At 62.7% G+C, this 22,679-nt stretch carries 19 protein-coding genes and 1 riboswitch; of the genes, 12 read left to right on the top strand and 7 right to left on the bottom strand.

All coding sequences use genetic code 11. The features are described 5' to 3' along the window. Positions 1-116 precede the first annotated feature (116 nt). From BB029_RS22610 to BB029_RS22625, 4 genes are all read right to left on the bottom strand, one after another. The gene (locus BB029_RS22610) at positions 117-1,085 is read right to left on the bottom strand and encodes a metal ABC transporter ATPase (protein ID WP_065940854.1); all 969 of its coding nucleotides are present in this window, start codon (positions 1,083-1,085) and stop codon (positions 117-119) included. Positions 1,086-1,126: 41 nt separating this feature from the next. Continuing rightward, positions 1,127-1,939: an aldo/keto reductase gene (locus tag BB029_RS22615; RefSeq protein ID WP_065940855.1), complete on the bottom strand. Its 813-nt coding sequence runs from the start codon at positions 1,937-1,939 to the stop codon at positions 1,127-1,129. Further along, entirely contained in the window at positions 1,936-3,111 is a 1,176-nt protein-coding gene (locus tag BB029_RS22620) for an FAD-binding oxidoreductase (RefSeq protein ID WP_065940856.1), read from the bottom strand. The genes BB029_RS22615 and BB029_RS22620 overlap by 4 nt, the downstream gene beginning before the upstream one ends. 119 nt (positions 3,112-3,230) lie before the next feature. Beyond that, a complete protein-coding gene (locus BB029_RS22625) occupies positions 3,231-3,566 on the bottom strand; it encodes a multidrug efflux SMR transporter (protein ID WP_065940857.1) in 336 nt (111 codons plus the stop codon). Between the two features lie 102 nt (positions 3,567-3,668). Between BB029_RS22625 and BB029_RS22630 the strand changes: the two genes are divergently transcribed. Both BB029_RS22630 and waaA read left to right on the top strand, forming a co-directional pair. Beyond that, entirely contained in the window at positions 3,669-4,559 is an 891-nt protein-coding gene (locus BB029_RS22630; RefSeq protein WP_065940858.1) for a LysR family transcriptional regulator, read from the top strand. 23 nt (positions 4,560-4,582) lie between these two features. Further along, a complete protein-coding gene (gene waaA, locus BB029_RS22635) occupies positions 4,583-5,860 on the top strand; it encodes a lipid IV(A) 3-deoxy-D-manno-octulosonic acid transferase (protein WP_065940859.1) in 1,278 nt (425 codons plus the stop codon). A gap of 27 nt (positions 5,861-5,887) precedes the next feature. Here the strand turns inward: waaA and BB029_RS22640 are convergent, their stop codons facing one another. Further along, positions 5,888-7,327: a TolC family outer membrane protein gene (locus BB029_RS22640; protein WP_065940860.1), complete on the bottom strand. Its 1,440-nt coding sequence runs from the start codon at positions 7,325-7,327 to the stop codon at positions 5,888-5,890. Between the two features lie 196 nt (positions 7,328-7,523). Next, positions 7,524-7,629: riboswitch (TPP riboswitch) on the top strand. Positions 7,630-7,778: 149 nt separating this feature from the next. Between BB029_RS22640 and thiC the strand changes: the two genes are divergently transcribed. Together thiC and cytX are read left to right on the top strand one after the other, a co-directional pair. Further along, positions 7,779-9,683 (top strand): phosphomethylpyrimidine synthase ThiC, encoded by a 1,905-nt coding sequence (thiC, locus tag BB029_RS22645; RefSeq protein WP_027604923.1) that lies wholly within the window; start codon positions 7,779-7,781, stop codon positions 9,681-9,683. Positions 9,684-9,841: 158 nt separating this feature from the next. Then, positions 9,842-11,131: a putative hydroxymethylpyrimidine transporter CytX gene (gene cytX, locus BB029_RS22650; protein WP_065940861.1), complete on the top strand. Its 1,290-nt coding sequence runs from the start codon at positions 9,842-9,844 to the stop codon at positions 11,129-11,131. Here the strand turns inward: cytX and BB029_RS22655 are convergent. Beyond that, positions 11,100-11,846 carry an RsiV family protein gene (locus BB029_RS22655; RefSeq protein ID WP_027604921.1) on the bottom strand — a complete coding sequence of 249 codons (747 nt, stop codon included), beginning with the start codon at positions 11,844-11,846 and terminating at the stop codon, positions 11,100-11,102. The genes cytX and BB029_RS22655 overlap by 32 nt on opposite strands. A gap of 193 nt (positions 11,847-12,039) precedes the next feature. Here BB029_RS22655 and BB029_RS22660 point away from each other — a divergent pair, with 193 nt between their 5' ends. The 8 genes from BB029_RS22660 (at position 12,040) to BB029_RS22695 (ending at position 20,834) form a co-directional block, all read left to right on the top strand. Beyond that, positions 12,040-12,657: an NUDIX domain-containing protein gene (locus BB029_RS22660; RefSeq protein WP_065940984.1), complete on the top strand. Its 618-nt coding sequence runs from the start codon at positions 12,040-12,042 to the stop codon at positions 12,655-12,657. After that, complete coding sequence (locus BB029_RS22665) at positions 12,648-13,097, top strand: DUF1249 domain-containing protein (RefSeq protein ID WP_003171323.1); 450 nt, start codon at positions 12,648-12,650, stop codon at positions 13,095-13,097. Before BB029_RS22660 ends, BB029_RS22665 begins: the two co-directional genes overlap by 10 nt. A 97-nt stretch (positions 13,098-13,194) precedes the next feature. After that, complete coding sequence (gene cpdA / locus BB029_RS22670; protein WP_065940862.1) at positions 13,195-14,010, top strand: 3',5'-cyclic-AMP phosphodiesterase; 816 nt, start codon at positions 13,195-13,197, stop codon at positions 14,008-14,010. Between the two features lie 49 nt (positions 14,011-14,059). Further along, positions 14,060-14,668: a YqiA/YcfP family alpha/beta fold hydrolase gene (locus tag BB029_RS22675; protein WP_065940863.1), complete on the top strand. Its 609-nt coding sequence runs from the start codon at positions 14,060-14,062 to the stop codon at positions 14,666-14,668. A gap of 44 nt (positions 14,669-14,712) precedes the next feature. Beyond that, positions 14,713-16,617, top strand: a complete 1,905-nt coding sequence (parE, locus tag BB029_RS22680) for a DNA topoisomerase IV subunit B (RefSeq protein WP_065940864.1) — start codon at positions 14,713-14,715, stop codon at positions 16,615-16,617. Further along, positions 16,617-17,612 (top strand): esterase-like activity of phytase family protein, encoded by a 996-nt coding sequence (locus BB029_RS22685; RefSeq protein ID WP_065940865.1) that lies wholly within the window; start codon positions 16,617-16,619, stop codon positions 17,610-17,612. Before parE ends, BB029_RS22685 begins: the two co-directional genes overlap by 1 nt. A 73-nt stretch (positions 17,613-17,685) precedes the next feature. Further along, positions 17,686-19,950, top strand: a complete 2,265-nt coding sequence (parC, locus tag BB029_RS22690; protein WP_065940866.1) for a DNA topoisomerase IV subunit A — start codon at positions 17,686-17,688, stop codon at positions 19,948-19,950. A gap of 173 nt (positions 19,951-20,123) precedes the next feature. Further along, the gene (locus BB029_RS22695) at positions 20,124-20,834 is read left to right on the top strand and encodes a membrane integrity-associated transporter subunit PqiC (protein WP_065940867.1); all 711 of its coding nucleotides are present in this window, start codon (positions 20,124-20,126) and stop codon (positions 20,832-20,834) included. Between the two features lie 241 nt (positions 20,835-21,075). On the opposite strand, the gene BB029_RS22700 is transcribed toward BB029_RS22695, so the two are convergent. Next, the gene (locus BB029_RS22700) at positions 21,076-22,608 is read right to left on the bottom strand and encodes an AhpA/YtjB family protein (RefSeq protein WP_027604913.1); all 1,533 of its coding nucleotides are present in this window, start codon (positions 22,606-22,608) and stop codon (positions 21,076-21,078) included. Positions 22,609-22,679: the final 71 nt, after the last annotated feature.

Below are 22,679 nucleotides of genomic sequence, written 5' to 3' on the forward strand. Positions count from 1 at the left end.
GTAGGAGCGAGCTTGCTCGCGAAGCTCGTCAACGATAACGCAGGTATCCTGATTAAAAGCGGTGCCCTTGCGTTTTTCGCGAGCAAGCTCGCTCCTACAGTTATCGAAGCCAGCCCTCAGCGGCTGGTTTTTTTCTTCGGCACGATCTTGCGCAGCATCTGGCGCGCCTTACCGGTCAGGCGCTTCAATTTCGATTCTTTCTCAGGCTCCGCCAGGCCTTGCTGCCGCAGCCAATCCTTCCAGCGAATGCGTTCGTCGCGCACCAGCCAACCTTCCTGCTGGGCGAAGCTTTCCGCCAGGTACAGACCGCGGGTGCTGGCGGGGTAGAGCTGGTCTTTCTTGACGGTGTAGAGCTCGGCGAGCGGTTGGCCGTCTTTCAATGGCATCAGGTACAGGTCCGGGCGCTGTCGGTCCAGGCGTGCGACCAGTTGGTCGCCTTCAAGTCGCTCATCCACATGGAACAGGCTCAGGGATTTGGCTTCCTTCGGCACTTCCAGGCGCAAGTCATAAATCAGTTGCAGCGACGCGGTCGGCACATGCACATAGGCCCGCGGGCGCTCGATCAGTTGGGTGGTTGCGCAGCGCACCGGGCGTGCAGCGCCTGACAAAGGGCTCAAGCGAAACGGCAAGGCTTCGCGGTAATGCAGCGCGGCGGAGTAGGGGGCCGGCAACCAGGTGTCGTTGAAGCGCCCGCCGAGCCAGCCTTCCGGGGTCTCCAGCAGGCACTCCTCGGCAATCTCCTGGATGGCGGTGTGCAGCGGCAGGTTCAGTTCATGGGCGGGCACGTAGCCGGAGATCAGCTTGAGCACCACATCGCCACGGTCCTGGCGACGCTGGCGCACCAACACCCAGTAATCTTTGTTTTGCCAGTGCAGGGTCAGGCGCACCGATACGCCGAGGTTGGCCAGTTCCAGGGCGAAGCGTTCGGCATCCGGCACGTCAACCGGCTTGCGCCGTTGCAGGGTCTGGGCGAAGTTGAGGGGCATCCCCACGCTCTGGTAGCTCAGGCCTTCGGGGGTGGCTTCGACGTGCAGCGGCAGTGTCTTGAAGTTGCTGGGGTTTTTTCTTATGAGCGTTCGCGGCATGTCGGCTCCTTCTTGCGACGGGGTCGGCCGCGTCGGCGGCATCAGAGTTGACGAATGACCTTGGCAGCGGTCGCCACGTTATGGGCCAGGTGCAGCGGATTGATGGTCCCGACAATAGCACTGGCGACGCCCGTTTGCGCAAACAACAGCATGAAACTGGCGTGTATTGGATCCATTCCCGGTTCCAGGCAGACGTGGCCGCTGGCCAGCGCCTTTTTGACCAGAATGCCCTTGCCATGGGCCGCCGCATACTCAATGACGGCTTTTTCCGCCTGTTCGTTCAGATTGTAGGTGACCATCGCGCAATCACCTTGTTCCAGAGCCTTCACGCCACCTTCGACGGTTTTGCCGGAGAAGCCGAAACCGCGAATCTTGCCCTCTTGTTTCAGCTGCGCGAGGGTCTGGTACACCTCACAGTCGTTGAGGATGTGCAGGTCGTTGCCATCGGAGTGCACCAGCACCAGATCGATAAAATCCGTTTCAAGTCGTTTCAAGCTGCGCTCGATCGACATCCGTGTATGGGCAGCGCTGAAATCATGGCGGGACAGGCCTGCTTCGAACTCCTCGCCGACCTTGGTGACAATCACCCAGTCCTGACGCTGGCCGCGCAGCAGTGGCCCCAGGCGTTCTTCACTGCGCCCGTAGGCGGGTGCGGTATCGATCAGGTTGATGCCCAGCTGGCGGGCCTGGCGCAACAACATCCGTGCTTCGTCGTCATCCGGAATGGTGAAGCCGCTGGGGTATTTCACGCCCTGGTCGCGGCCCAGCTTGACGGTGCCGAGGCCGAGCGGCGACACCAGCAGGCCGGTGCTGCCCAAGGGGCGGTGCAGGTCGTGCAGGGTCGGCAGGCTCATGGCAACAGTTGCTCCCAGGCTGGTACGCCGATGGCGGGTTTTGGCAGGTCGGGCAAAGGCTCCGATGCGCTTGGGCGGATGCCGTCGCGTTCGAGGCTGTTGAGCACGCGATCGGCGAAATCCGGCGCAAGCGCCAGCTTGGTCGGCCAGCCCACCAGCAGGCGGCCCTCTTCGGCGACGAAGGCGTTGTCAGGCCGGCTCAGGCCCGATTGCAGGGGCTCTGCGCGGTCGACCCGCAGCGTGGCCCAGCGGGTCTGGCTCATATCGATCCAGGGCAGCAGGTGCGCCAGCTCTTTCTGGGCGGTGGCGATCTGCTCTTCGGGCGCGCGTGCCACGCCGTCGGCCTCGGCAATGTCGCCGCCCAGGTACCACACCCAATTGCCATCGGCAGCCGGGTGCGTGGTGACAGTGATGCGCGGCTTGGTACCGCCGCCCAGGCAGTGGGCGTACAGCGGCTTCAGGCCTGGGCCCTTGGCGATGATCATATGCAGCGGGCGTCTCTGCATGGCCGGCTGGCTCAGGCCCAGGGCGGCGAGCAGTTCGGCGGTACCGCCGCCGGCGCTCAGGACGATGCGCTGGGCGCGGATTTCGCGGCCATCGACTTTCAAGCCCACCAAGGTGTCGCCTTCGTATAGGGGGTCGATATGCTGCCCGGCGAGCAAGCCGTCACCGGCCAGTTGCGCCAGGCGTTCGATCACGCTGGGTACGTCCACCACCAGTTCGGCCAGGCGATAGACCTTGCCCTTGAAGCCACGGTCTTGCAGGGCTGGCGGCAGGTCGTCGCCCTTGACCTGATCGACACGGCCGCGCACGGCCTTGCTGGCAAAAAAGCTGGTGAGGTTGCCAGCGATCGTGCCAGGGGACCACAGGTAATGGGCTTGCGAGAGCACGCGCACGCCGGACAGGTCCAGCTCGCCGTCACCGGCCAGGGCTTCGCGCCAGCGGCGCGGCATATCGGCAATCGCTTCGGAGGCGCCGGTGAGGGCGCCGTGCAGGGCGTATTTGGCACCGCCGTGGATAATCCCCTGGGATTTCACGCTTTGCCCGCCACCTAATGTGGCGTTTTCCACCAGCACCGTGGAAAACCCCTGGCGGCGTAGGCGCGCATTCAGCCAGAGGCCGGCAACCCCGGCGCCGACAATCAGGACGTCGGTGGAAATAACGGATGGCATGGGCGACCTCATTTCAAAACAAGGCCGCAAGTATACATCCCGCACCATGCACACCGTAGGCGCTGTCGCGCTTTAGCGAGGCGGCGAGTCCTGGATTCAATGGAGGCTCAAGTGAACACTCAATGCCCGGCAGTTTTCGAAAACAGCTGGATGACCACCACGCCCAGCACAATCAGGCCCATCCCCAGTATCGCCGGCACATCGAGCTTCTGCCCATAGATAAACAGCGCGGCAATGCTGACCATCACGATGCCCATCCCGGCCCATACCGCATAGGCCACGCCGACGGGCACGGTACGCACCACCAGGGTCAGCATCCAGAACGCCACGCCATAGCCGACGATCACCAGCAACAGCGGGATGGGAGTACTCCAGCCCTTGATGGCTTTCATGGAAACGGTGGCGATCACTTCCGAGCAGATGGCAATAGCCAGGTAGCAGTAGGCGGCGTTCATGGGTGAGTCCTCGGTGTAAAGCAATCTGATAAGGCCGGCATTCTAGAGTTTTATCAGATGGGGTAAAGTCATTACCTATCCGAAATAAAGATGGGTTGTGGCATGAGCGTGCAGTGGAATCTGGAACAAATGCGTCTGTTTGTCAGTGTTGCCGAGCAATGTTCGTTTTCGGCGGTGGCGCGCCAGCAACGCAAGGCGCAGTCGGCGGTCAGCAACGGCATCGCCATGCTGGAGGCAGACCTCGGTGTGAGCCTGTTCGACCGTAGCAGCGGCCGCCAGCCCAGCCTGACCGAAGCCGGCAGTGTTTTGCTGGAGGAGGCCCGCGAAGTGCTGCGCCAGTGTGAGCGCCTGAATGGCCGGGCACTGTCATTGACCCGCGGTGAAGAAGCCTGCCTGCGCCTGGCCCAGGATGAGGCCATGTTGTTCCAGCCGGTACTCGACAGCCTTGAGGCGCTGGCGGGGCAGTACCCGTTGCTGGAAGTGCAACTGTCCAGCGCCGCCCAGGGCGATGTGGCGCGCAAGTTGGTGGAGCGCCAGGCCGACCTGGGCCTGTTGTTCTACCACGACCAGATCCCCGAAGCCCTGGAGCGGCGAGTGGTGGGCAGCGTGGAAATGGTCACGGTGTGCGGCGTGAACCACCCGTTGGCCAAGGAGCCCTATGTGACGTGCCAGCACCTGGCCCAGTTTCGCCAGTTGTTGATGTCGACCCAGACCAGTGTCTACCCCGGCAGCGAAGCGGCCAGCCCGCTGGTGTGGCGTGCCGACAGTTTCTACGTATTGGCCGAATGGCTGATGAGCGGCCTGGGCTGGGCGTGGCTGCCACGGCATATCGTGCAGTACCCGACCTATCAGCAGCAGATGGTGGAATTGGACAGCGAATGGACGCCACCGGCCCTGGTGGTGGAGCTGGTATGGCGGCGCGACGAGCACCTGGGCCCCGCCGCGCGCTTTCTCGCCAAACGTTTTGCCGAGTGCTTGCAGGCGATCGACTGAAAAAGCCGATAAACTCCGCCGCCATGAATAGAACTCTCTACAGCTGTCTGTTTTACCTGGCGCTGCCGTTGGTGGCCTTACGTCTCTGGTTGCGTGCACGCAAGGCGCCGGCCTATGCCCGGCGCGTCGGCGAGCGGTTTTCCTATGGCTTGCCGGCGATGCAGCCGGGCGGGATCTGGGTGCACGCGGTGTCGGTGGGCGAGAGCATTGCCGCGGCGCCGATGATCCGCGGTTTGTTGGCGCGTTATCCACAGCTGCCGGTCACCGTCACCTGCATGACGCCCACCGGTTCCGAGCGCATCCAGGCGTTGTTCGCCAACGAGCCGCGCATCCAGCATTGCTACCTGCCTTACGATTTGCCCTGTGCGGCCAAGCGTTTTCTCGATCGGGTACAGCCCAGGCTGGCGGTGATCATGGAGACCGAGTTGTGGCCCAACCATATCCACGCCTGCGCCCGGCGCGGTATTCCGGTGGCCTTGGCCAATGCGCGGCTGTCGGCGCGTTCGGCCAAGGGCTATGGGCGTTTTGCCAGGCTGACGGCGCCGATGCTATCGGAAATGAGCCTGTTCGCGGTACAGACCGAGACCGAGGCCCAGCGTTTCCTGAGCCTGGGCGCACGCCCGGAAACCGTCGAAGTCACCGGCTCGATCAAGTTCGACCTGACCATCGACCCCGAGCTGCCGCTGCGCGCCGCCGCCCTGCGCGAGCAATGGGGCGCCGCTGAGCGGCCGGTGTGGATCGCTGCCAGTACCCACGAAGGCGAAGATGAAGTGGTGCTGGCGGCCCACCGGCAACTGCTCGAGAGCTATCCCAACGCGCTGCTGATCCTGGTGCCGCGTCATCAGGAGCGCTTCGGCCCGATGTTCGAGTTGTGCGCGCAACAAGGGTTTGCCACGGTGCGTCGCTCCAGCGGCGAGCCGGTGACCGCGCAAACCTCGGTACTGCTCGGCGATACCATGGGCGAGCTGTTGTTTCTCTATGCCCTGGCCGACAGCGCCTTTGTCGGCGGCAGCCTGGTCGCGACCGGCGGGCACAACCCGCTGGAACCGGCGGCGCTGGCCAAGCCGGTGATCATGGGGCCCCATGTGTTCAACTTCCTCGAAATCAGCGCGATGATGCGCGAAGCGGGGGCGTTGCGAGAGGTGGAGGACGCAGAAGGGCTGGCCGAGGCCGTACGCCAGCTGTTCGAACTGCCGCAGGATGCACGCCGGATGGCGCAGGCGGGGCTCAAGGTGATGCAGGCTAATCAGGGCGCGCTTAAGCGTCTGCTGGATGGTTTGGGTCGATTGATCTCTCACTGACCCAACACCGATCCAAATGTGGTGTGTTCAATAGCCCGGGCGAGCCTTGAGCTGCTCGGCGGCGGCCTTGGCCAGGTCCGGCGGCAGGAAGTCGCGATCCGGGTTGTAGTCGGCCTTGAGGTAGCGCGTCAGGTCCTGCAGGTCCCCTGGGTTCAAGGTGCCCGCCGCCTGTTTCAGGCGCAGGTTGTCGAGGATGTAGTCGTAGCGGCTGTTGTTGTAGTTGCGCACCGACGCGTAGAGCTGGCGCTGTGAGTCCAGCACGTCGACGATATTGCGCGTACCCACCTGGTAACCGATTTCCGTGGCTTCCACGGCGCTCTGGTTGGAGATGATCGACTGGCGGCGCGCCTGGACCTGTTCCACGTCGGTGTTCACCGCACGGTGCAGGTTGCGCGTGTTTTCCACCACCTGGCGACGCAGGCCTTCGCGTTGCTGCTCGGTCTGGCCCAGGCGCGAATACGACTCCCGCACCTGAGAGCTGGTCAGGCCGCCGCTGTAGATCGGGATGTTCAGGCGCAGGCCGATGGTGCGCTGCTCCACATCGCCACGGTACGGCGTGCCGAAGGCATTCGGGTTGCTGAAGCCAAGGGCGTCATTGTCACCTTTTTCATACTGTGCGACGGCGTCCAGGGTCGGCGCGTGGCCGGCCTTGCGCTGCTTGAGGGTTTCCTCGGCGGCCGTGACGGCGTAGTTGCTGGCCAGCAGGTTCAGGTTCTGGCGACCGGCGGTCTCGACCCAGGCCTTGGCGTCGTTGGGCAGCGGTGGCAACACCGGCAGCGTGTGGACAATGCCCTGGATCGAGTTGTACTGGCGGTTGGTCAGGGTAATCAGTGCTTCAAAGGCATCGTCCACCTGGCGCTGGGCCAGGATCCGGTTAGCCCGTGCAGTGTCATAGCTGGCCTGGGATTGCAGCACATCGGTCTTGTCCGACAGGCCCACGTCGAAGCGCTCGTTGGATTGATCCAGCTGGCGCTTGAAGGCATTTTCCTCGGCCTTGGTCGAGGCCAGGTTGTCCTGGGCGCGCAGCACCGCGAAGTAGCTCTCGGCGCTTTGCAGGATCAGGTTCTGTTCGGTGGCCGAGAGTTGCAGCGCCGCCTGTTCGTTGGTGGCTTCGGCGGCTTGCAGTTGGAACCAGCGATCGGCGCGGAACAGCGGCTGGCTCAGGGTCGCGCGCCAGGAGTGGGCATCGCGGTTGACCGTGGCGGCGGGTGTGTCGATCTGGGTGCGCACGTTATTGATGTCGGCACCGCCCGACAGGTTCGGCAGCAACCCCGCGCGGGCCTGGGGCACGACTTCTTTCTGCGCGCCGTATTGGGCGCGGGCGGCAGCGAGGTCGGCGTTGTTATCCACCGCTTCCTGATAGACGCTGACCAGGTCAGTTTTGGCGGACAAGGGCGCTTCAGCTGCCCAGACCATTCCGTTGGTCGCACAAGACACGGCGAGAGCCAGTGAGAGTTTGCGCAGCATGAGGCGATCCCTAGAGTGAATATTACGGCGATAATTTAGCGCCCAAGGCTAAGACGGGCCATTCCTGGCGTCAAGCATTGTGGCGGCAATCGAGTGTAGTGGCGCTGACCCGGCGCAACAATCCCGCAATCACGCCATTCATCACGCTGAATGCACCGCTATTGGCAATTTGCCCACGGCATGGTCTAGACTGGCCGAGTTCTTGTCGGGGTGCCTTGTTGGAAGGCTGAGATCGGTAAATACCGGATCCCGTTGAACCTGATCAGGTTAACGCCTGCGTAGGGAACAAGATTTCTCGTCCCCCGGCGAGTCCTCTTGTGCTTCGTCCGGGATGTTGTTCGACCTTCGAACAACCCTCGTGCACCAAGCACAGCACTGGTTTCAGTGCATCCGTCCGTCACAGGTTCGCTCCGACAAAAAATCCACCGCCTGGATAGTTGGAGAGCCCGTGATGAGCACAGAAATAAAAAGTACAAAACTGAAAAACACCGTGCATTTGAGTGAATCGGCCAAGGTCGACTCCGGCTCCGTGCAGCCGTTTACCCGCTCGCAAAAAATCTACGTGCAGGGCACTCGCCCGGACATTCGCGTACCCATGCGTGAAATCAGCCTGGACGTGACCCCCACCGACTTCGGCGGCGAAATCAATGCGCCCGTGGTGGTCTACGACACCTCCGGCCCGTACACCGACCCGAATGTGATCATCGACGTGCGCAAAGGCCTTGGCGATGTGCGCTCGCCGTGGATCGAAGCGCGTGGCGACACCGAGCGCCTGTCGGGCTTGAGTTCGCACTTTGGCCAACAGCGCCTGAGCGATGCCGAGCTGACCGCCCTGCGCTTCGCCCATGTGAAGAACCCACGCCGTGCCAAGGCCGGGGCCAACGTCACCCAGATGCACTACGCGCGCAAAGGCATCATCACCGCCGAGATGGAATACGTCGCCATCCGCGAAAACATGAAGCTGGAAGAAGCCCGCGCCAGTGGCCTGCTCGACCAGCAACACGCCGGCCACAGCTTCGGCGCCAGCGTGCCGAAAATCATCACCCCTGAATTCGTGCGTGAAGAAATCGCCCGTGGCCGCGCGATCATCCCGGCCAACATCAACCACACCGAACTGGAACCGATGATCATCGGCCGAAACTTCCTGGTGAAGATCAACGGCAACATCGGCAACAGCGCCCTGGGTTCGTCCATCGAAGAAGAAGTGGCGAAACTCACCTGGGGCATTCGCTGGGGCTCGGACACCGTGATGGACCTGTCCACCGGCAAGCACATCCACGAAACCCGTGAGTGGATCATCCGCAACTCGCCGGTGCCGATCGGTACCGTGCCGATCTACCAGGCCCTGGAAAAAGTCGGCGGCGCGGCCGAAGACCTGACCTGGGAGCTGTTCCGCGACACCCTGATCGAACAGGCCGAGCAGGGCGTCGATTACTTCACCATCCATGCGGGCGTGCTGCTGCGCTACGTGCCGCTGACCGCCAAGCGCGTCACCGGCATCGTGTCCCGTGGCGGTTCGATCATGGCCAAGTGGTGCCTGGCGCACCACAAAGAGAACTTCACCTACACGCATTTCGACGAAATCTGCGAAATCATGAAGGCCTATGACGTCAGCTTCTCCCTCGGTGACGGCCTGCGCCCGGGCTCGATTGCCGACGCCAACGACGCCGCGCAGTTCGGCGAACTGGAAACCCTTGGCGAGCTGACCAAGATCGCCTGGAAGCACGACGTGCAAACCATGATCGAAGGCCCCGGCCACGTGCCGATGCAGTTGATCAAGGAGAACATGGACAAGCAGCTCGAATGCTGCGACGAAGCGCCGTTCTACACCCTCGGCCCACTGACCACCGACATCGCGCCGGGCTATGACCACATCACCTCCGGCATCGGTGCGGCGATGATCGGCTGGTTCGGTTGCGCCATGCTCTGCTACGTCACGCCCAAGGAGCACCTGGGCCTGCCGAACAAGGATGACGTGAAGACCGGGATCATCACCTACAAGATCGCAGCCCATGCAGCGGACTTGGCCAAGGGGCATCCGGGCGCGCAGATCCGCGATAACGCCTTGAGCAAGGCGCGCTTCGAGTTCCGCTGGGAAGACCAGTTCAACCTCGGCCTGGACCCGGACACCGCGCGTTCGTACCACGACGAAACCCTGCCGAAGGACTCGGCCAAGGTCGCGCACTTCTGCTCCATGTGCGGGCCGAAGTTCTGCTCGATGAAAATCACCCAGGAAGTGCGCGAGTACGCGGCCAACCAGCGCATTGACGCGGTGGATGTGGACGTGGCCAAGGGCTTGGCGGAGCAGGCGGAGCGGTTCAAGCAGGAAGGCAGTCAGTTGTACAAGAAGGTCTGATCCAGAGACGGCGGTGCCTGTACCGCCGTCATCGGGAGCAAGCCCCCTCCCACCTTTGAATTGCGAACACATTCAAGTGTGGGAGGGGGCTTGTCGAGTCGTCGCACCGCCCCGATAGCAATCTTTCAAACAAAAAATGCCCCTCAGAGATAACACCCTTGAGCATTCAACCCAGCACCTACTCCCCCGACATCGCGGTGCCTGCTGACAAGCGCGTCTTCGGCGCCCGCGACCTGTTCTCCCTGTGGTTCTCCCTCGGCATTGGCCTGATGGTCCTGCAAACCGGCGCCTTGCTCGCGCCGGGCCTGGGCTTGTCCGGTTCCTTGCTGGCGATTTTCCTCGGCACCCTGGTCGGCGTGCTGTTGCTGGCCGCCGTCGGTGTGATCGGCAGCGACACCGGCCTGTCCGCCATGGCCGCGCTCAAGCTCAGCCTCGGAGCCAAAGGCGCGAGCCTGCCGGCGTTGCTGAACCTGTTGCAACTGATCGGCTGGGGCTCGTTCGAGATCATTGTGATGCGCGATGCCGCCAGCCTGTTGGGCGCGCGCACGTTCAGCGACGGCAGCCTCTTGGCCAGCCCGTTGCTGTGGACACTGTTCTTCGGTGGTTTGGCGACCTTGCTGGCGGTCAGCGGGCCATTGACGTTCGTACGGCAGATCCTGCGCAAATGGGGGATCTGGCTGCTGCTGGCGGCCTGCCTGTGGCTGACCTGGAACCTGTTCGCCAAGGCCGACCTCGGCGCACTCCGGGCCCAAGCCGGTGACGGTTCGATGCCCTTTGCGGTGGGCTTTGATATCGCCATCGCCATGCCGCTGTCGTGGTTGCCGCTGATTGCCGATTACTCCCGCTTCGGCAAGCGCGCCAAAAACGTGTTTGGCGGCACGGCGCTGGGCTTCTTTATCGGCAATTTCTGGCTGATGAGCCTGGGCGTGGCCTACACCCTGGCGTTTGCGCCCAGCGGTGAAGTGAATGCGCTGTTGCTGGCGCTGGCCGGGGCCGGCCTGGGGATTCCGCTGTTGCTGATCCTGTTGGACGAGTCGGAAAACGCCTTTGCCGATATTCACTCGGCGGCGGTGTCCAGTGGAATGCTGTTGCGCGTGAAGGTCGAGCACCTGGCCCTGGCCATTGGTGTGATCTGCACCCTGATCGCCTGTTTTGCCCCGTTGGCGCAATACCAGAACTTCCTGTTGCTGATCGGCTCAGTGTTTGCGCCGTTGTTCGGCGTGGTGCTGGTGGATCATTTCATCCTGCGCCGTCGTGCTCATGGCACGCTCGCCAGCCTGCGTTGGCCGGCTCTATTGGCCTGGCTGGGTGGCATCGGCACGTATCACCTGTTGGCCAACCTGTACCCGGACATTGGTGCAACCCTGCCGGCGCTGGTGCTGGCAGGGCTGTTGCAGTTCATCCTGGGACGGGCCTTCAGCGGCGCGCGGGCACCAGCTCAGGCTTGAGGATGCCTTCCAGGCGCGAGTAGGGGATCTGCAACTCGACATGGCCCAGGGCGTACGGCGCGATGGTGCTGGTGGGGTACTTGAGGATCACGCCCCCGTAGGTCAGCGCCACGTTCGGGGTTTTCTGGAACGGGTAGGTTTTCACGAACTCCGGTTCCAGGCTCAGGCGGGTGCTGATCAGCCAGCTGTTGTGGGCCACCTGGGCGGCTTTCCAGAACGCGTCTTCCTTGCCTGGCAGCAGCATATCGCTCAGCCACAGGGCCTTTTGCTGCTGGCGCGAATAGTTGATGAACGCGCGGCCAGGCTCGCCGTGGGTGGCGCCCTGGTCCAGGTAGCTGGACAGCTCGATGATTACCAAACCGTCATGCTGCTCCCGTACCTTGGCCTGCAAGTACATGCTGTTGCGTGGGGCGGCGGTGCCGAGGAATTGCTCGCGATAGGACTCCAGGCTCGACGGCAGCGGGTCGCCCGCGTTGGTACGGGTCATTTCCAGCAGGCGTTGCTCGATCAAGGCATCCAGCTTGGGTTCCTTGGCAAAGTGCACGGTGTCGATATTCACCAGCGGGCAATCGCTGGCGGCGCAGCCCGGCTTGCTCTGCTCGCTGGCGTCGCGGGTGGCTTCCAGCGGCGTGCGGTAGCTGGGTTGGAACAGGCTCTGGCAGGCGCCGAGGGTCAGGGCGATGCAGGCCACGGAGGCGATTTTTAAAAGCGACATGGATGTCCTTCGTCTATCGATAAGAGCGAAATTGTGCAGCTTCGACTACCAGCAAGGCAGTCAGTTCGCCACTAAGCTGATTGAGCGTGAGTTTGACCTCCTCCGTCTGGCCCGGCAACCGCAAAGGGGCTGCACCAAGGGGCACGAGCGCGTTAGGATGGCGCGAAATGCATGGGACATGATGAGGAAGGATATGACGGACATTGCGAAATCGACGCCGAGTACGATCGAGATTGTTCAGCGCGACAATGCCTACAAGGGCTTCTACCAGCTCGATCGCGTGCAGCTGCGCCACGAAAAGTTCGCTGGCGGCATGAGCCGAGTGATCAATCGCGAAGTCTTCGTCCGTCACGACGCCGTGTGTGTTCTGCCCTACGATCCGCAGCGTGATGAAGTGGTGCTCAACGAGCAGTTTCGCGTGGGGGCCATGGGCCGTACCGACAACCCTTGGTTGATCGAGATGGTCGCCGGCCTGATCGACAGGGATGAGCAGCCCGAGGAGGTTGCACACCGCGAGGCCGAGGAGGAAGCTGGGCTGACGTTCTCCGCACTGTGGCCGATCACCAAGTATTTCCCGTCGCCCGGTGGCAGTAGCGAATTTGTCCACTTGTACCTGGGTCGCTGCGACAGCTCGGGGGCCGGTGGTGTCCATGGACTGGAAGAAGAGGCAGAAGACATCCGCGTCTCGGTCTGGGCTTTTGAAGACGCCCTGCAGGCCGTGCGCGACGGTAGGATTTCCAACGCAGCCAGCATTATCGCCCTGCAATGGCTTGCGCTTAATCGCGCGGAAGTGAGGGGGTTATGGCAGTAAAGGCACGGGAACGTTATCGAGTCGACCTGATCGGGCTGCAAGCCGCCTGCGAGGCCAACTATGCGCGGCTGATGCGCCTGTTGCCCGACATGCGCCACGCCCCGGAGGCGCGCCGCATCGGCGTGACCCATGGCGACCAGATGCTGGGCGTGCTGGCCCTGGAAGTCATCGTCAATTGCCCGTACACCACTACCCTGCGGGTGCGCCAGGAACACAGCCTGCCGTGGCTGCCGGTGCCGCAGCTGGAAGTGCAGGTGTACCACGATGCGCGGATGGCCGAAGTGATCAGCGCCGAACATGCGCGGCGCTTTCGCAGCATCTATCCTTACCCGAATGTGTTCATGCACCAGCCCGATGAGAAAGCACAGCTCAATGTGTTCCTCGGTGAATGGTTGAGCCATTGCCTGGCCCTGGGCCATGAGTTCGAAGTCGTGCGGTAGATGTGAACTGCGTCTGCTTCCTGGGTTTCCTCTTTGTATCCTGCCCCAGCATAATCGCCCTACCTCCATTTTCCTGTGATTGCCCTGGGAGAGCGCCTTGCCGAGCGTATCCGCCGTGAACCCCGATGCGCCGGCGTTGCTGGTGCAATTGTCCGACAGCCACCTGTTTGCCGAGGCCGACGGCACGCTGCTGGGCATGAACACCCGCGAGAGCCTGCAGCGGGTGGTTGAGTTGGTGCGCCGGCAGCAGCCGCACATCGACCTGATGCTGGCCACTGGGGATCTGTCCCAGGACGGCACGCTGGAGTCATACCAGCAGTTTCGCGCTCTGACCGCGGCCATCGGCGCTCCCATGCGCTGGATTCCCGGCAACCACGACGAGCCGCAGATCATGGCCCACGCCGCGGTACACAGTGACTTGCTCGAGCCGGTGGTGGATGTCGGCAACTGGCGCGTTACCCTGCTGGACTCCGCCGTTCCCGGTTCCGTGCCCGGCTACCTGCAGGACCAGCAACTGCAACTGTTGGCCCAAGCGCTCAGCGAGGCGCCGAGCCGGCACCATCTGGTGTGCTTCCATCATCACCCTGTGCCCATCGGCTGTGCCTGGATGGAACCGATCGGCCTGCGCAACCCCGAAGCCCTGTTTGCCGTGCTCGACCGCTTCCCCCAGGTCAAGGCCGTGCTCTGGGGCCATGTGCACCAGGAGATCGACCGCGAGCGCAACGGCGTGCGCCTGCTGGCTTCGCCGTCCACCTGCATCCAGTTCGCGCCCGGCAGTGAGGATTTCAGCGTCAGCGAGCAAGCGCCGGGTTATCGCTGGTTGCGTCTGCATGCCGACGGACGGCTGGAAACCGGGGTAGAGCGCCTGGTCGGCTTCGCGTTTACGGTGGATTACGGTAGCAACGGCTACTGAGATTTACCTGTAAACTGCGCCTCTTTGGCTGAAGCACGGAGAGCCCGGCATGTCCGCTTCGATCCTGTATATCCACGGTTTCAACAGCGCGCCCGCGTCCAACAAGGCCTGCCAACTGGTGACCGTGATGGATGCCCTCGGCCTGGCCGATCAACTGCGGGTGCCGGCCCTGCATCACCATCCACGTCAGGCAATTCCTCAATTGGAGGAAGCCATTGCCCAGCTGGGGCGGCCGCTGCTGGTCGGCAGCTCGCTCGGCGGCTACTATGCAACCCATCTTGCCGAGCGCCATGGCCTCAAGGCACTGCTGGTCAACCCGGCGGTCAGCCCCCATCGGATGTTCGACGGTTACCTGGGCACCCAGAAGAACCTCTACACCGATGAAACCTGGGAGCTGACCCACGACCATGTCACGGCGCTGGCCGAGCTGGAAGTACCGGCACCCCAGGACGCCGTGCGTTACCAGGTGTGGTTGCAGACCGGCGATGAAACACTGGATTATCGCCTCGCCCAAGGGTATTACCGTGCCTGTGCCTTGCGCATCCAGGCCGGTGGCGACCATGGTTACCAGGGGTTCGCCCGGCAATTGCCGGCGCTGTTGAGTTTTGCCGGCATTGGCGCAGATCAGTATCAATCCTTCGACTTTGCAGCACTGTAAAGCCGCAGGTCACTTTTTAATCGAACGACTCACGACGAGACCCCATGGCCACTCCCAGCGCTAGCTCTTATAACGCCGACGCCATCGAAGTCCTCTCGGGCCTCGACCCGGTGCGCAAACGCCCCGGCATGTACACCGACACCAGTCGGCCGAACCACCTTGCCCAGGAAGTCATCGACAACAGTGTCGACGAAGCCTTGGCCGGGCACGCCAAGTCGGTGCACGTCATTCTTCACGCCGACCACTCCCTGGAAGTGTCCGACGATGGTCGCGGCATGCCGGTGGACATTCACCCGGAAGAGGGTGTGTCGGGCGTCGAGCTGATCCTCACCAAGCTGCACGCCGGCGGCAAGTTCTCCAACAAGAACTACCAGTTCTCCGGTGGCTTGCACGGTGTGGGTATTTCCGTGGTCAACGCCCTGTCCACGCTGGTGCGGGTCAAGGTCAAGCGCGACGGCAACGAGTACGAGATGACCTTCGCCGATGGCTACAAAGCCACCGACCTGCAGGTCATCGGCACCGTCGGCAAGCGCAATACCGGCACCAGCGTGTACTTCGCGCCGGACCCTAAGTACTTCGATTCGCCGAAATTCTCCATCAGCCGCCTCAAGCACGTGCTCAAGGCCAAGGCCGTATTGTGCCCGGGCCTGTTGGTGACCTTTGAAGACAAAGGCTCTGGTGAGAAAGTCGAGTGGCATTACGAAGACGGCCTGCGCTCCTACCTGGAAGATTCCGTCAGCGATTTCGAGCGCCTGCCCAATGAGCCGTTCTGCGGCAGCCTGGCCGGCAACAAGGAAGCCGTCGACTGGGCGCTGCTGTGGCTGCCCGAAGGCGGCGACAGCGTGCAGGAAAGCTACGTCAACCTGATCCCCACCGCCCAGGGCGGCACCCACGTCAACGGTTTGCGCCAGGGCCTGCTGGATGCCATGCGCGAATTCTGTGAATACCGCAGCCTGCTGCCCCGTGGCGTGAAGCTGGCGCCGGAAGACGTGTGGGAGCGCATTGCGTTCGTGCTGTCGATGAAAATGCAGGAGCCGCAGTTCTCCGGCCAGACCAAGGAGCGCCTGTCGTCTCGCGAAGCGGCGGCGTTTGTCTCCGGTGTGGTCAAGGATGCCTTCAGCCTGTGGCTCAACGAGCACCCGGAGCTGGGCCTGGCCCTGGCGGAACTGGCGATCAACAACGCCGGCCGTCGCCTCAAGGCCAGCAAGAAGGTCGAGCGCAAGCGTATTACCCAGGGCCCGGCATTGCCGGGCAAGCTGGCCGATTGCGCCGGGCAGGACCCGATGCGCTCCGAGCTGTTCCTGGTCGAAGGTGACTCCGCCGGTGGTTCCGCCAAGCAAGCGCGGGACAAGGAGTTCCAGGCGATCCTGCCGTTGCGCGGCAAGATCCTCAATACCTGGGAAGTCGATGGCAGCGAAGTCCTCGCCAGCCAGGAAGTGCACAACATTGCCGTGGCCATCGGCGTCGACCCAGGCGCAGCCGACATGAGCCAGCTGCGCTACGGCAAGATCTGCATCCTCGCCGACGCCGACTCCGACGGCCTGCACATTGCGACCCTGCTGTGCGCGTTGTTCGTGCAGCACTTCCGTCCGTTGGTGGATGCCGGTCACGTCTACGTCGCCATGCCGCCGCTGTACCGGATCGACCTGGGCAAGGAGATTTTCTACGCCCTGGACGAAGCCGAGCGCGATGGCATTCTCGACCGCCTGGTGGCCGAGAAGAAGCGTGGCAAGCCGCAGGTCACGCGATTCAAGGGCCTGGGTGAAATGAACCCGCCGCAACTGCGTGAGACCACCATGGACCCCAACACCCGGCGCCTGGTGCAGTTGACCCTGGAAGACTTCGCCGCCACCTCGGAAATGATGGACATGCTGCTGGCGAAGAAACGCGCGCCGGACCGCAAGTCCTGGCTGGAATCCAAAGGCAACCTCGCCGAGGTCCTGGGCTGATGCGCACAGGTTTCGCCCTGGCGATCCTGATGTTGAGCGGGCTGGTGGCCACTTCGGTAGTTGCCGCGCCCGTGGCTGAGCTCAAGCTGGTGTCCGAACACCCGGTGGACGGCATGCGCGGCGGGAACCTCTCGGGCCTGGCGCTGTGTGGCAAGGAGCTGTGGACGGTTTCCGATCGTGATGACGACCAGATCTACCGTCTCGATACCCGTATGCCGACCTGGCAAGCCGAGGCGGTAAGCATCGATGTGCCGCCGGTGCCGGAATCCGGGTTGCCCTGGGGGCTGCGTTCACGCACCAAGGCTGCGTCGTTCATTCGCGGCGGCGACCTGGATTTCGAAGGCATCACCTGCGATGCCGCCGGCAATCGCTACATTGTCAGCGAAGCCCATGCGGCGGTGCTGCAAGTGCCGGTGAACGGTGCGCCTGAATGGTTGAAGATCGCCCCGGGCATGGTGCGTGAAGCCCGGGCCAGTGGCATGTTGCTGCACTTCAATGCGTTGTTCGAAGGCCTGGCAATCAACCCCGAGGGCAATCAGATCTGGCTGGCTGCGGAGCGTGAGCGGCGCGGCCTTATCTCCATCAAGCGCCCGCAAAGCCTGTGGGATTGCGACGGCCCTTGCGTGTTGCTGAGCGAGGCCGGCCAGGAGATGCAGCCGGCCAAGTTCGTCGGTGCCAAGGCGGTGTCCAAGGATTTCGCCGATCTGTCACTGTTCAACGGCAAGCTGTTTACCCTGGAGCGCAATGCGTTCCAGATCTGCCGGCGCGACACGGTCACGGCCAAGGTCGAGCTGTGCTGGTCGTTCGCCGACGAAACCCTGACGCCCGAGCGGCGTTACGCCCAGCCCTATGGCCTGGCCGAAGCCCTGGTGGTGGACGCAGACGGTGCCTGGCTGGGCATCGACAATAATTTCGGCCCTCGCGCCGATGGGGAAAAACGCCCCATGGTCTATCGTTTCGCCGCCCCCGCCGGCGGCTGGAGCGCCCAGCCATGAGCCGCTACTTTTTTGAATCGATCCGGCGCGGCGGCATTTCCGCTGCGCCTTACCAAACAATGATGAGGCCCGCATGAGTGACATCCTCGCAGACAGCTTAGATGGCGTAGAACGCCGGTCGCTGGCTGACTTCACCGAAAATGCCTACCTCAACTACTCCATGTACGTGATCATGGACCGTGCCTTGCCGCATATCGGCGACGGCCTCAAGCCCGTACAGCGGCGCATCATCTACGCCATGAGTGAGTTGGGCCTGGACGCCGATTCCAAGCACAAGAAGTCGGCGCGTACCGTCGGTGACGTGCTCGGTAAGTTCCACCCACACGGCGATTCGGCGTGCTACGAAGCCATGGTGCTGATGGCCCAGCCGTTCAGCTACCGCTACACCCTCGTCGACGGCCAGGGTAACTGGGGTGCGCCGGATGATCCCAAGTCCTTCGCGGCCATGCGTTACACCGAGGCGCGCCTGTCGCGCTATTCGGAGGTGTTGCTCAGCGAACTGGGCCAGGGTACCGCTAACTGGGGGCCGAACTTTGACGGCACTCTCGACGAGCCCCTGGTGTTGCCCGCACGTTTGCCGAATATCCTGCTCAATGGCACCACCGGCATCGCGGTCGGCATGGCCACCGACGTACCTCCGCATAACCTGCGCGAAGTCGCCACCGCCTGCGTACGCTTGCTGGATGAGCCCAAGGCCACGGTCGAACAGCTGTGCGAGCATATCCAGGGCCCGGATTACCCGACCGAAGCGGAAATCATCACGCCGCGCGCCGACCTGCTGAAGATGTACGAAACCGGCAAGGGCTCGGTGCGCATGCGTGCCGTGTATCACATCGAAGACGGCGACATTATCGTCACCGCCCTGCCGCACCAGGTGTCCGGTGCCAAGGTGCTGGAGCAGATTGCTGCGCTGATGCAGGCCAAGCCATCGAAACTGCCCCAGGTCGCTGACCTGCGTGACGAGTCCGACCACGAAAACCCCTGCCGCATCGTGATCATCCCGACCAACAGCCGGGTCGACCACGAAGTGCTGATGCAACATCTGTTTGCCAGCACGGACCTGGAGTCCAGCTACCGGGTCAACGTCAACATCATCGGCCTGGACGGCAAGCCGCAGTTGAAGAACCTGCGCAACCTGCTGGTCGAGTGGCTGGAGTTCCGGATACAAACCGTACGCCGCCGCCTGCAGTTCCGCCTCGACAAGGTCGAACGGCGCCTGCACCTGTTGGACGGCTTGCTGATTGCCTACCTCAACCTGGATGAAGTGATCCACATCATCCGTACCGCCGAGCACCCGAAAGCCGAGCTGATCGCGCGCTTCGAGCTGAGCGAGATCCAGGCCGACTACATCCTCGACACCCGCTTGCGTCAGTTGGCACGCCTGGAAGAGATGAAGCTGCGCGACGAACAGGACGCGCTGCTCAAGGAGCAAGCCAAGCTGCAAGCCCTGCTGGGCAGCGAAGCCAAGCTGAAGAAGCTGGTGCGCAGCGAGTTGATCAAGGACGCCGAAACCTATGGCGACGACCGCCGTTCGCCAATCGTGCAGCGTGCCGAAGCCAAGGCGCTGACAGAGACCGAACTGCTGCCGAACGAGAAAATTACCGTCGTTCTGTCGGAAAAGGGTTGGGTTCGTTCAGCCAAAGGGCATGATATTGACGCCACTGGCCTGTCGTACAAGGCCGGTGATGGCTTCAAGACTGCCGCCGCCGGGCGTTCCAACCAGTTTGCGGTGTTTATTGACTCCACCGGGCGCAGTTATTCGGTGCCGGCCCATACCTTGCCATCGGCGCGGGGGCAGGGCGAGCCGTTGACCGGTCGCCTGACGCCGCCACTTGGGGCGAATTTTGAATGTGTGCTGCTGCCGGATGACGATTCGCTGTATGTGATCGCTTCCGACGCGGGCTACGGGTTCGTGGTCAAGGGTGAAGACCTGCAGGCCAAGAACAAGGCGGGCAAGGCATTGTTGAGCCTGCCGAACAACGCCAAGGTCATCCTGCCGCGTCCGGTGGAAGACCGCGAAGGCAACTGGCTGGCGTCGGTGACCACCGAAGGGCGCTTGCTGGTGTTCAAGATCAGCGATCTGCCGCAGTTGGGCAAAGGCAAGGGCAACAAGATTATTGGTATTCCCGGCGAGCGGGTGGCCAGTCGCGAAGAGTACGTGACCGACATCGCGGTGATCCCGGAAGGTGCCACCCTGGTGCTCCAGGCCGGCAAGCGCACGCTGTCCTTGCGTCCTGACGACCTCGAGCATTACAAGGGCGAGCGTGGTCGTCGCGGTAATAAACTGCCCCGCGGCTTCCAGCGTGTGGATGCTTTGCTGGTGGAGACGCCGGTTTAAGGCGTATTAGAGCCCTCGATCTACGATTTAAAGCGTAGATCGACGCTTTGGCGCTGGAGTCATGGCGCATATTCACGGATGATATGGCCTTTCCAGCGCCGGCGTGGCCGAGCGTGTTTAGGTTATTTTTAGTATTACATTGTGGTTCGCCTTGTGGCAGCCACCTGGATGGGATGATGACTGCTCCACGCGTTCCTCTATTTTTGATGCTCGCTGGCCTTTTGGGGTTGGCGGGTTGCAGCACACACCAGCCTGTGTCGCTGTACCAGCTGGACAGCGGAAGTCCAGCTCAGCCAGCCCAGACCGCTGGCATGGCCGTTTTGCTCGGGCCGGTGGTCGTCGCCGACTACCTGCAACGCGAAACCCTGCTGCAACGTCAGAACGATGGAAGCCTGCAAGGTTCCACCGATGGTCGTTGGGCAGGCAGTTTATCGTCTGACATCAACCAGCTGATGTTGCGCCAGGTGGCCGGTCAGTTGGACAGCCAGCGTGTGGTCCTGGCGCCCGCGCCAACCGGCTTCAGCCCGGATGTGCAGGTCTTGCTGACCATTACCCGGCTCGACTCCGGTAAATCGCAACCGGCGATCCTCGATGCGCAATGGCGCTTGATCGACCGTCGCGGCCAGGTGCGTGATAACCGCATCGTGCACCTGCAGGAAGAACATGCCGGCACCACCGCGTCCCAGGTTCAGGCCCAGGGCGTGCTGCTGCAGCAATTGGCGCAGCAGTTGTCGGTGGCCCTCAAGCCATTGGCCAACCAGCCACCCATCGCCGAGGCGCCCCGTAAGGCGGCCCCGGTACAGGCCAAGCCGGCAGAGCCGCAAAAGCCGAAGATGCCGATGGCTACGCCGATCCGTACGGATATGGAAGTGTTCAGGTTCTGATCTGAATCGAAGATAAACAAAAGGCCCGCTGATTCAGCGGGCCTTTTTGCTTATCTGCGAATGACTTGAGGCTTGTTGAGATCCAAATGTAGGAGGGGGCAAGCCCTAATGCTTTTTGTAGGAGCGAGCTTGCTCGCGAAAAACTCACAGGCGCCGCGTTCATTCAGGAACAACGCGTTATCGTTGACGTTTTTCGCGAGCAAGCTCGCTCCTACAGGAGACATTAGTCCGGCGGTGTGCTTCAGGGCTTGGAGCGGGTCTCATGCATCCGCGCCAACTGCCGTTCCAGCATCGATGGATACGGCTCCATCAACCGTTCCACGCAGCTTGCCCCCTCGGGGCTGGCAATCGGGCGGATACGCGCGCGTTGGCGGATCAGCGTGTCTTCACTGATCTTGCGCTCCACCAGCAGCAGGTTGCGGCTGTGCTGGGACAAGGCCAGTGCGTCCTGGGCGTTTTCAGTCAGCAGCAGGTCGATCTGGCTCATGCCGAACAGGTCGTCGCCCACGGTGAGGCCCAGTTGCAGTTGCAGGGTGATGCCGCTGTCGGCGACTTCGATCTGCAGTTCATGGCCCAGGGCGCGCAGCAACTCACCGCAGCAAATCGCATTGGTCAGGTAGTCTTCGCCGCTGTCTTCGCTGTGGAACAGCATCAGCGTGCTGCCGTCGTTGAGGGTGTGCAGTTCGCTCTGGTACAGCGAGGCGGCCTGGTCGAGGCAGTCGCGGTAGCGCTCCAGCAGTTCGGTCAGGCGTGCGCGGGGCAGGCGACGCAATTGGTCCTGGGCGCCCAATTGCACGGCGAGCACAGCGCTGTACTGCGGCTCGCTGCTGCGTACCGGCGCCGCCTTGGGGGCGATTGCGGGGCTGTCGGCTGACGTATCGCGCAGGTCGGCGAAGGGGTCTTCATCGTCCAGCTCGTCTTCTTCGGCCTTGAAGGCATGGCGCGGTGCCGGCTTGAGGCCCGCCACCGGCGGACGCTCGTCGAAGCCCGGGTCACGCAGGTTGCGCACTTCGAACTCGGGCTCTTCGTCGTAATCGGTGTCGTCGTATTCAGGCTCTGGCTCGACTTCGGGCACCACCGGTTCCGGGGCGAAGCTGGCGTGCAGCTGGCGGGCAAGGTCGCCGATTTCATCCTGGCGGTCGGTAGCCGGGGTGTGCTCGTCGATGTCCCGCAGCCAGATGCGCAGTTGCATGAGCGGCGTGGAGATATGCCGGCCCAGGCGCAGGCTCAGGGCCAGGGCCAATGCCAGCAGGATGGCGCTGAGGATGCCCATGCTTTGCAGGCTGATGGTCATCGGCTGCTGGAACTGCTGCATGTCGAGGCTGATACGCAGTTGGCCGGCCTTCACATCCTGAAACGTGATATTGCTCTGGTACAGGCCTTCGGCTTCGCCCAGCAGGCCGTTTTTCGGGCGCTGCCCGGCTTCGGCCATGATGCGGTTGTCCACACTATAAATAGCGGCGTGGGCCACCAGCGGGTTCTTGGTCAGGTTGTTGAGCAGCACGTTGAGGCTGAGGATGTCGTTGGACACCAGCAGCTCAGTCGCCGAAGTGGCGGTCTGCGTGGTCAGGCTCTCGCCCAGGGCGTCGGCTTGCTCGTGCATGGCCTGCTTGAATTGCAAACCCATCACGCAGGCGTAGATCACCAGGGCCAATGCGACCAGGATCACGTTATGGCTGGCGATGCGTAATGCGATCGGTACACGGCGGTGGCGCAGTGCCCGGAAGATCAGCAGGAAGAAGTTGTCGGTTTTTACTGGCGTGGGCCGGTTCACTTGAGCTCGGCTCTTGGTCCGTGAAGTTGACGCGCAGTATAGCGACAGGCCCAAGACCGGCAAAGCGCTGG

It is taken from the genome of Pseudomonas sp. S3E12, assembly GCF_001702295.1.
Lineage (GTDB): Bacteria > Pseudomonadota > Gammaproteobacteria > Pseudomonadales > Pseudomonadaceae > Aquipseudomonas > Aquipseudomonas marginalis.

Excerpts from the sequence above, each read along its gene's own strand:
- BB029_RS22610 (WP_065940854.1), bottom strand. The coding sequence starts at position 1,085 with ATGCCGCGAACGCTCATAAGAAAAAACCCCAGCAACTTCAAGACACTG.
- BB029_RS22615 (WP_065940855.1), bottom strand. The coding sequence starts at position 1,939 with ATGAGCCTGCCGACCCTGCACGACCTGCACCGCCCCTTGGGCAGCACC.
- BB029_RS22620 (WP_065940856.1), bottom strand. The coding sequence starts at position 3,111 with ATGCCATCCGTTATTTCCACCGACGTCCTGATTGTCGGCGCCGGGGTT.
- BB029_RS22625 (WP_065940857.1), bottom strand. The coding sequence starts at position 3,566 with ATGAACGCCGCCTACTGCTACCTGGCTATTGCCATCTGCTCGGAAGTG.
- BB029_RS22630 (WP_065940858.1), top strand. The coding sequence starts at position 3,669 with ATGAGCGTGCAGTGGAATCTGGAACAAATGCGTCTGTTTGTCAGTGTT.
- waaA (WP_065940859.1), top strand. The coding sequence starts at position 4,583 with ATGAATAGAACTCTCTACAGCTGTCTGTTTTACCTGGCGCTGCCGTTG.
- BB029_RS22640 (WP_065940860.1), bottom strand. The coding sequence starts at position 7,327 with ATGCTGCGCAAACTCTCACTGGCTCTCGCCGTGTCTTGTGCGACCAAC.
- thiC (WP_027604923.1), top strand. The coding sequence starts at position 7,779 with ATGAGCACAGAAATAAAAAGTACAAAACTGAAAAACACCGTGCATTTG.
- BB029_RS22655 (WP_027604921.1), bottom strand. The coding sequence starts at position 11,846 with ATGTCGCTTTTAAAAATCGCCTCCGTGGCCTGCATCGCCCTGACCCTC.
- BB029_RS22660 (WP_065940984.1), top strand. The coding sequence starts at position 12,040 with ATGACGGACATTGCGAAATCGACGCCGAGTACGATCGAGATTGTTCAG.
- BB029_RS22665 (WP_003171323.1), top strand. The coding sequence starts at position 12,648 with ATGGCAGTAAAGGCACGGGAACGTTATCGAGTCGACCTGATCGGGCTG.
- BB029_RS22675 (WP_065940863.1), top strand. The coding sequence starts at position 14,060 with ATGTCCGCTTCGATCCTGTATATCCACGGTTTCAACAGCGCGCCCGCG.
- parE (WP_065940864.1), top strand. The coding sequence starts at position 14,713 with ATGGCCACTCCCAGCGCTAGCTCTTATAACGCCGACGCCATCGAAGTC.
- BB029_RS22685 (WP_065940865.1), top strand. The coding sequence starts at position 16,617 with ATGCGCACAGGTTTCGCCCTGGCGATCCTGATGTTGAGCGGGCTGGTG.
- parC (WP_065940866.1), top strand. The coding sequence starts at position 17,686 with ATGAGTGACATCCTCGCAGACAGCTTAGATGGCGTAGAACGCCGGTCG.
- BB029_RS22695 (WP_065940867.1), top strand. The coding sequence starts at position 20,124 with ATGATGACTGCTCCACGCGTTCCTCTATTTTTGATGCTCGCTGGCCTT.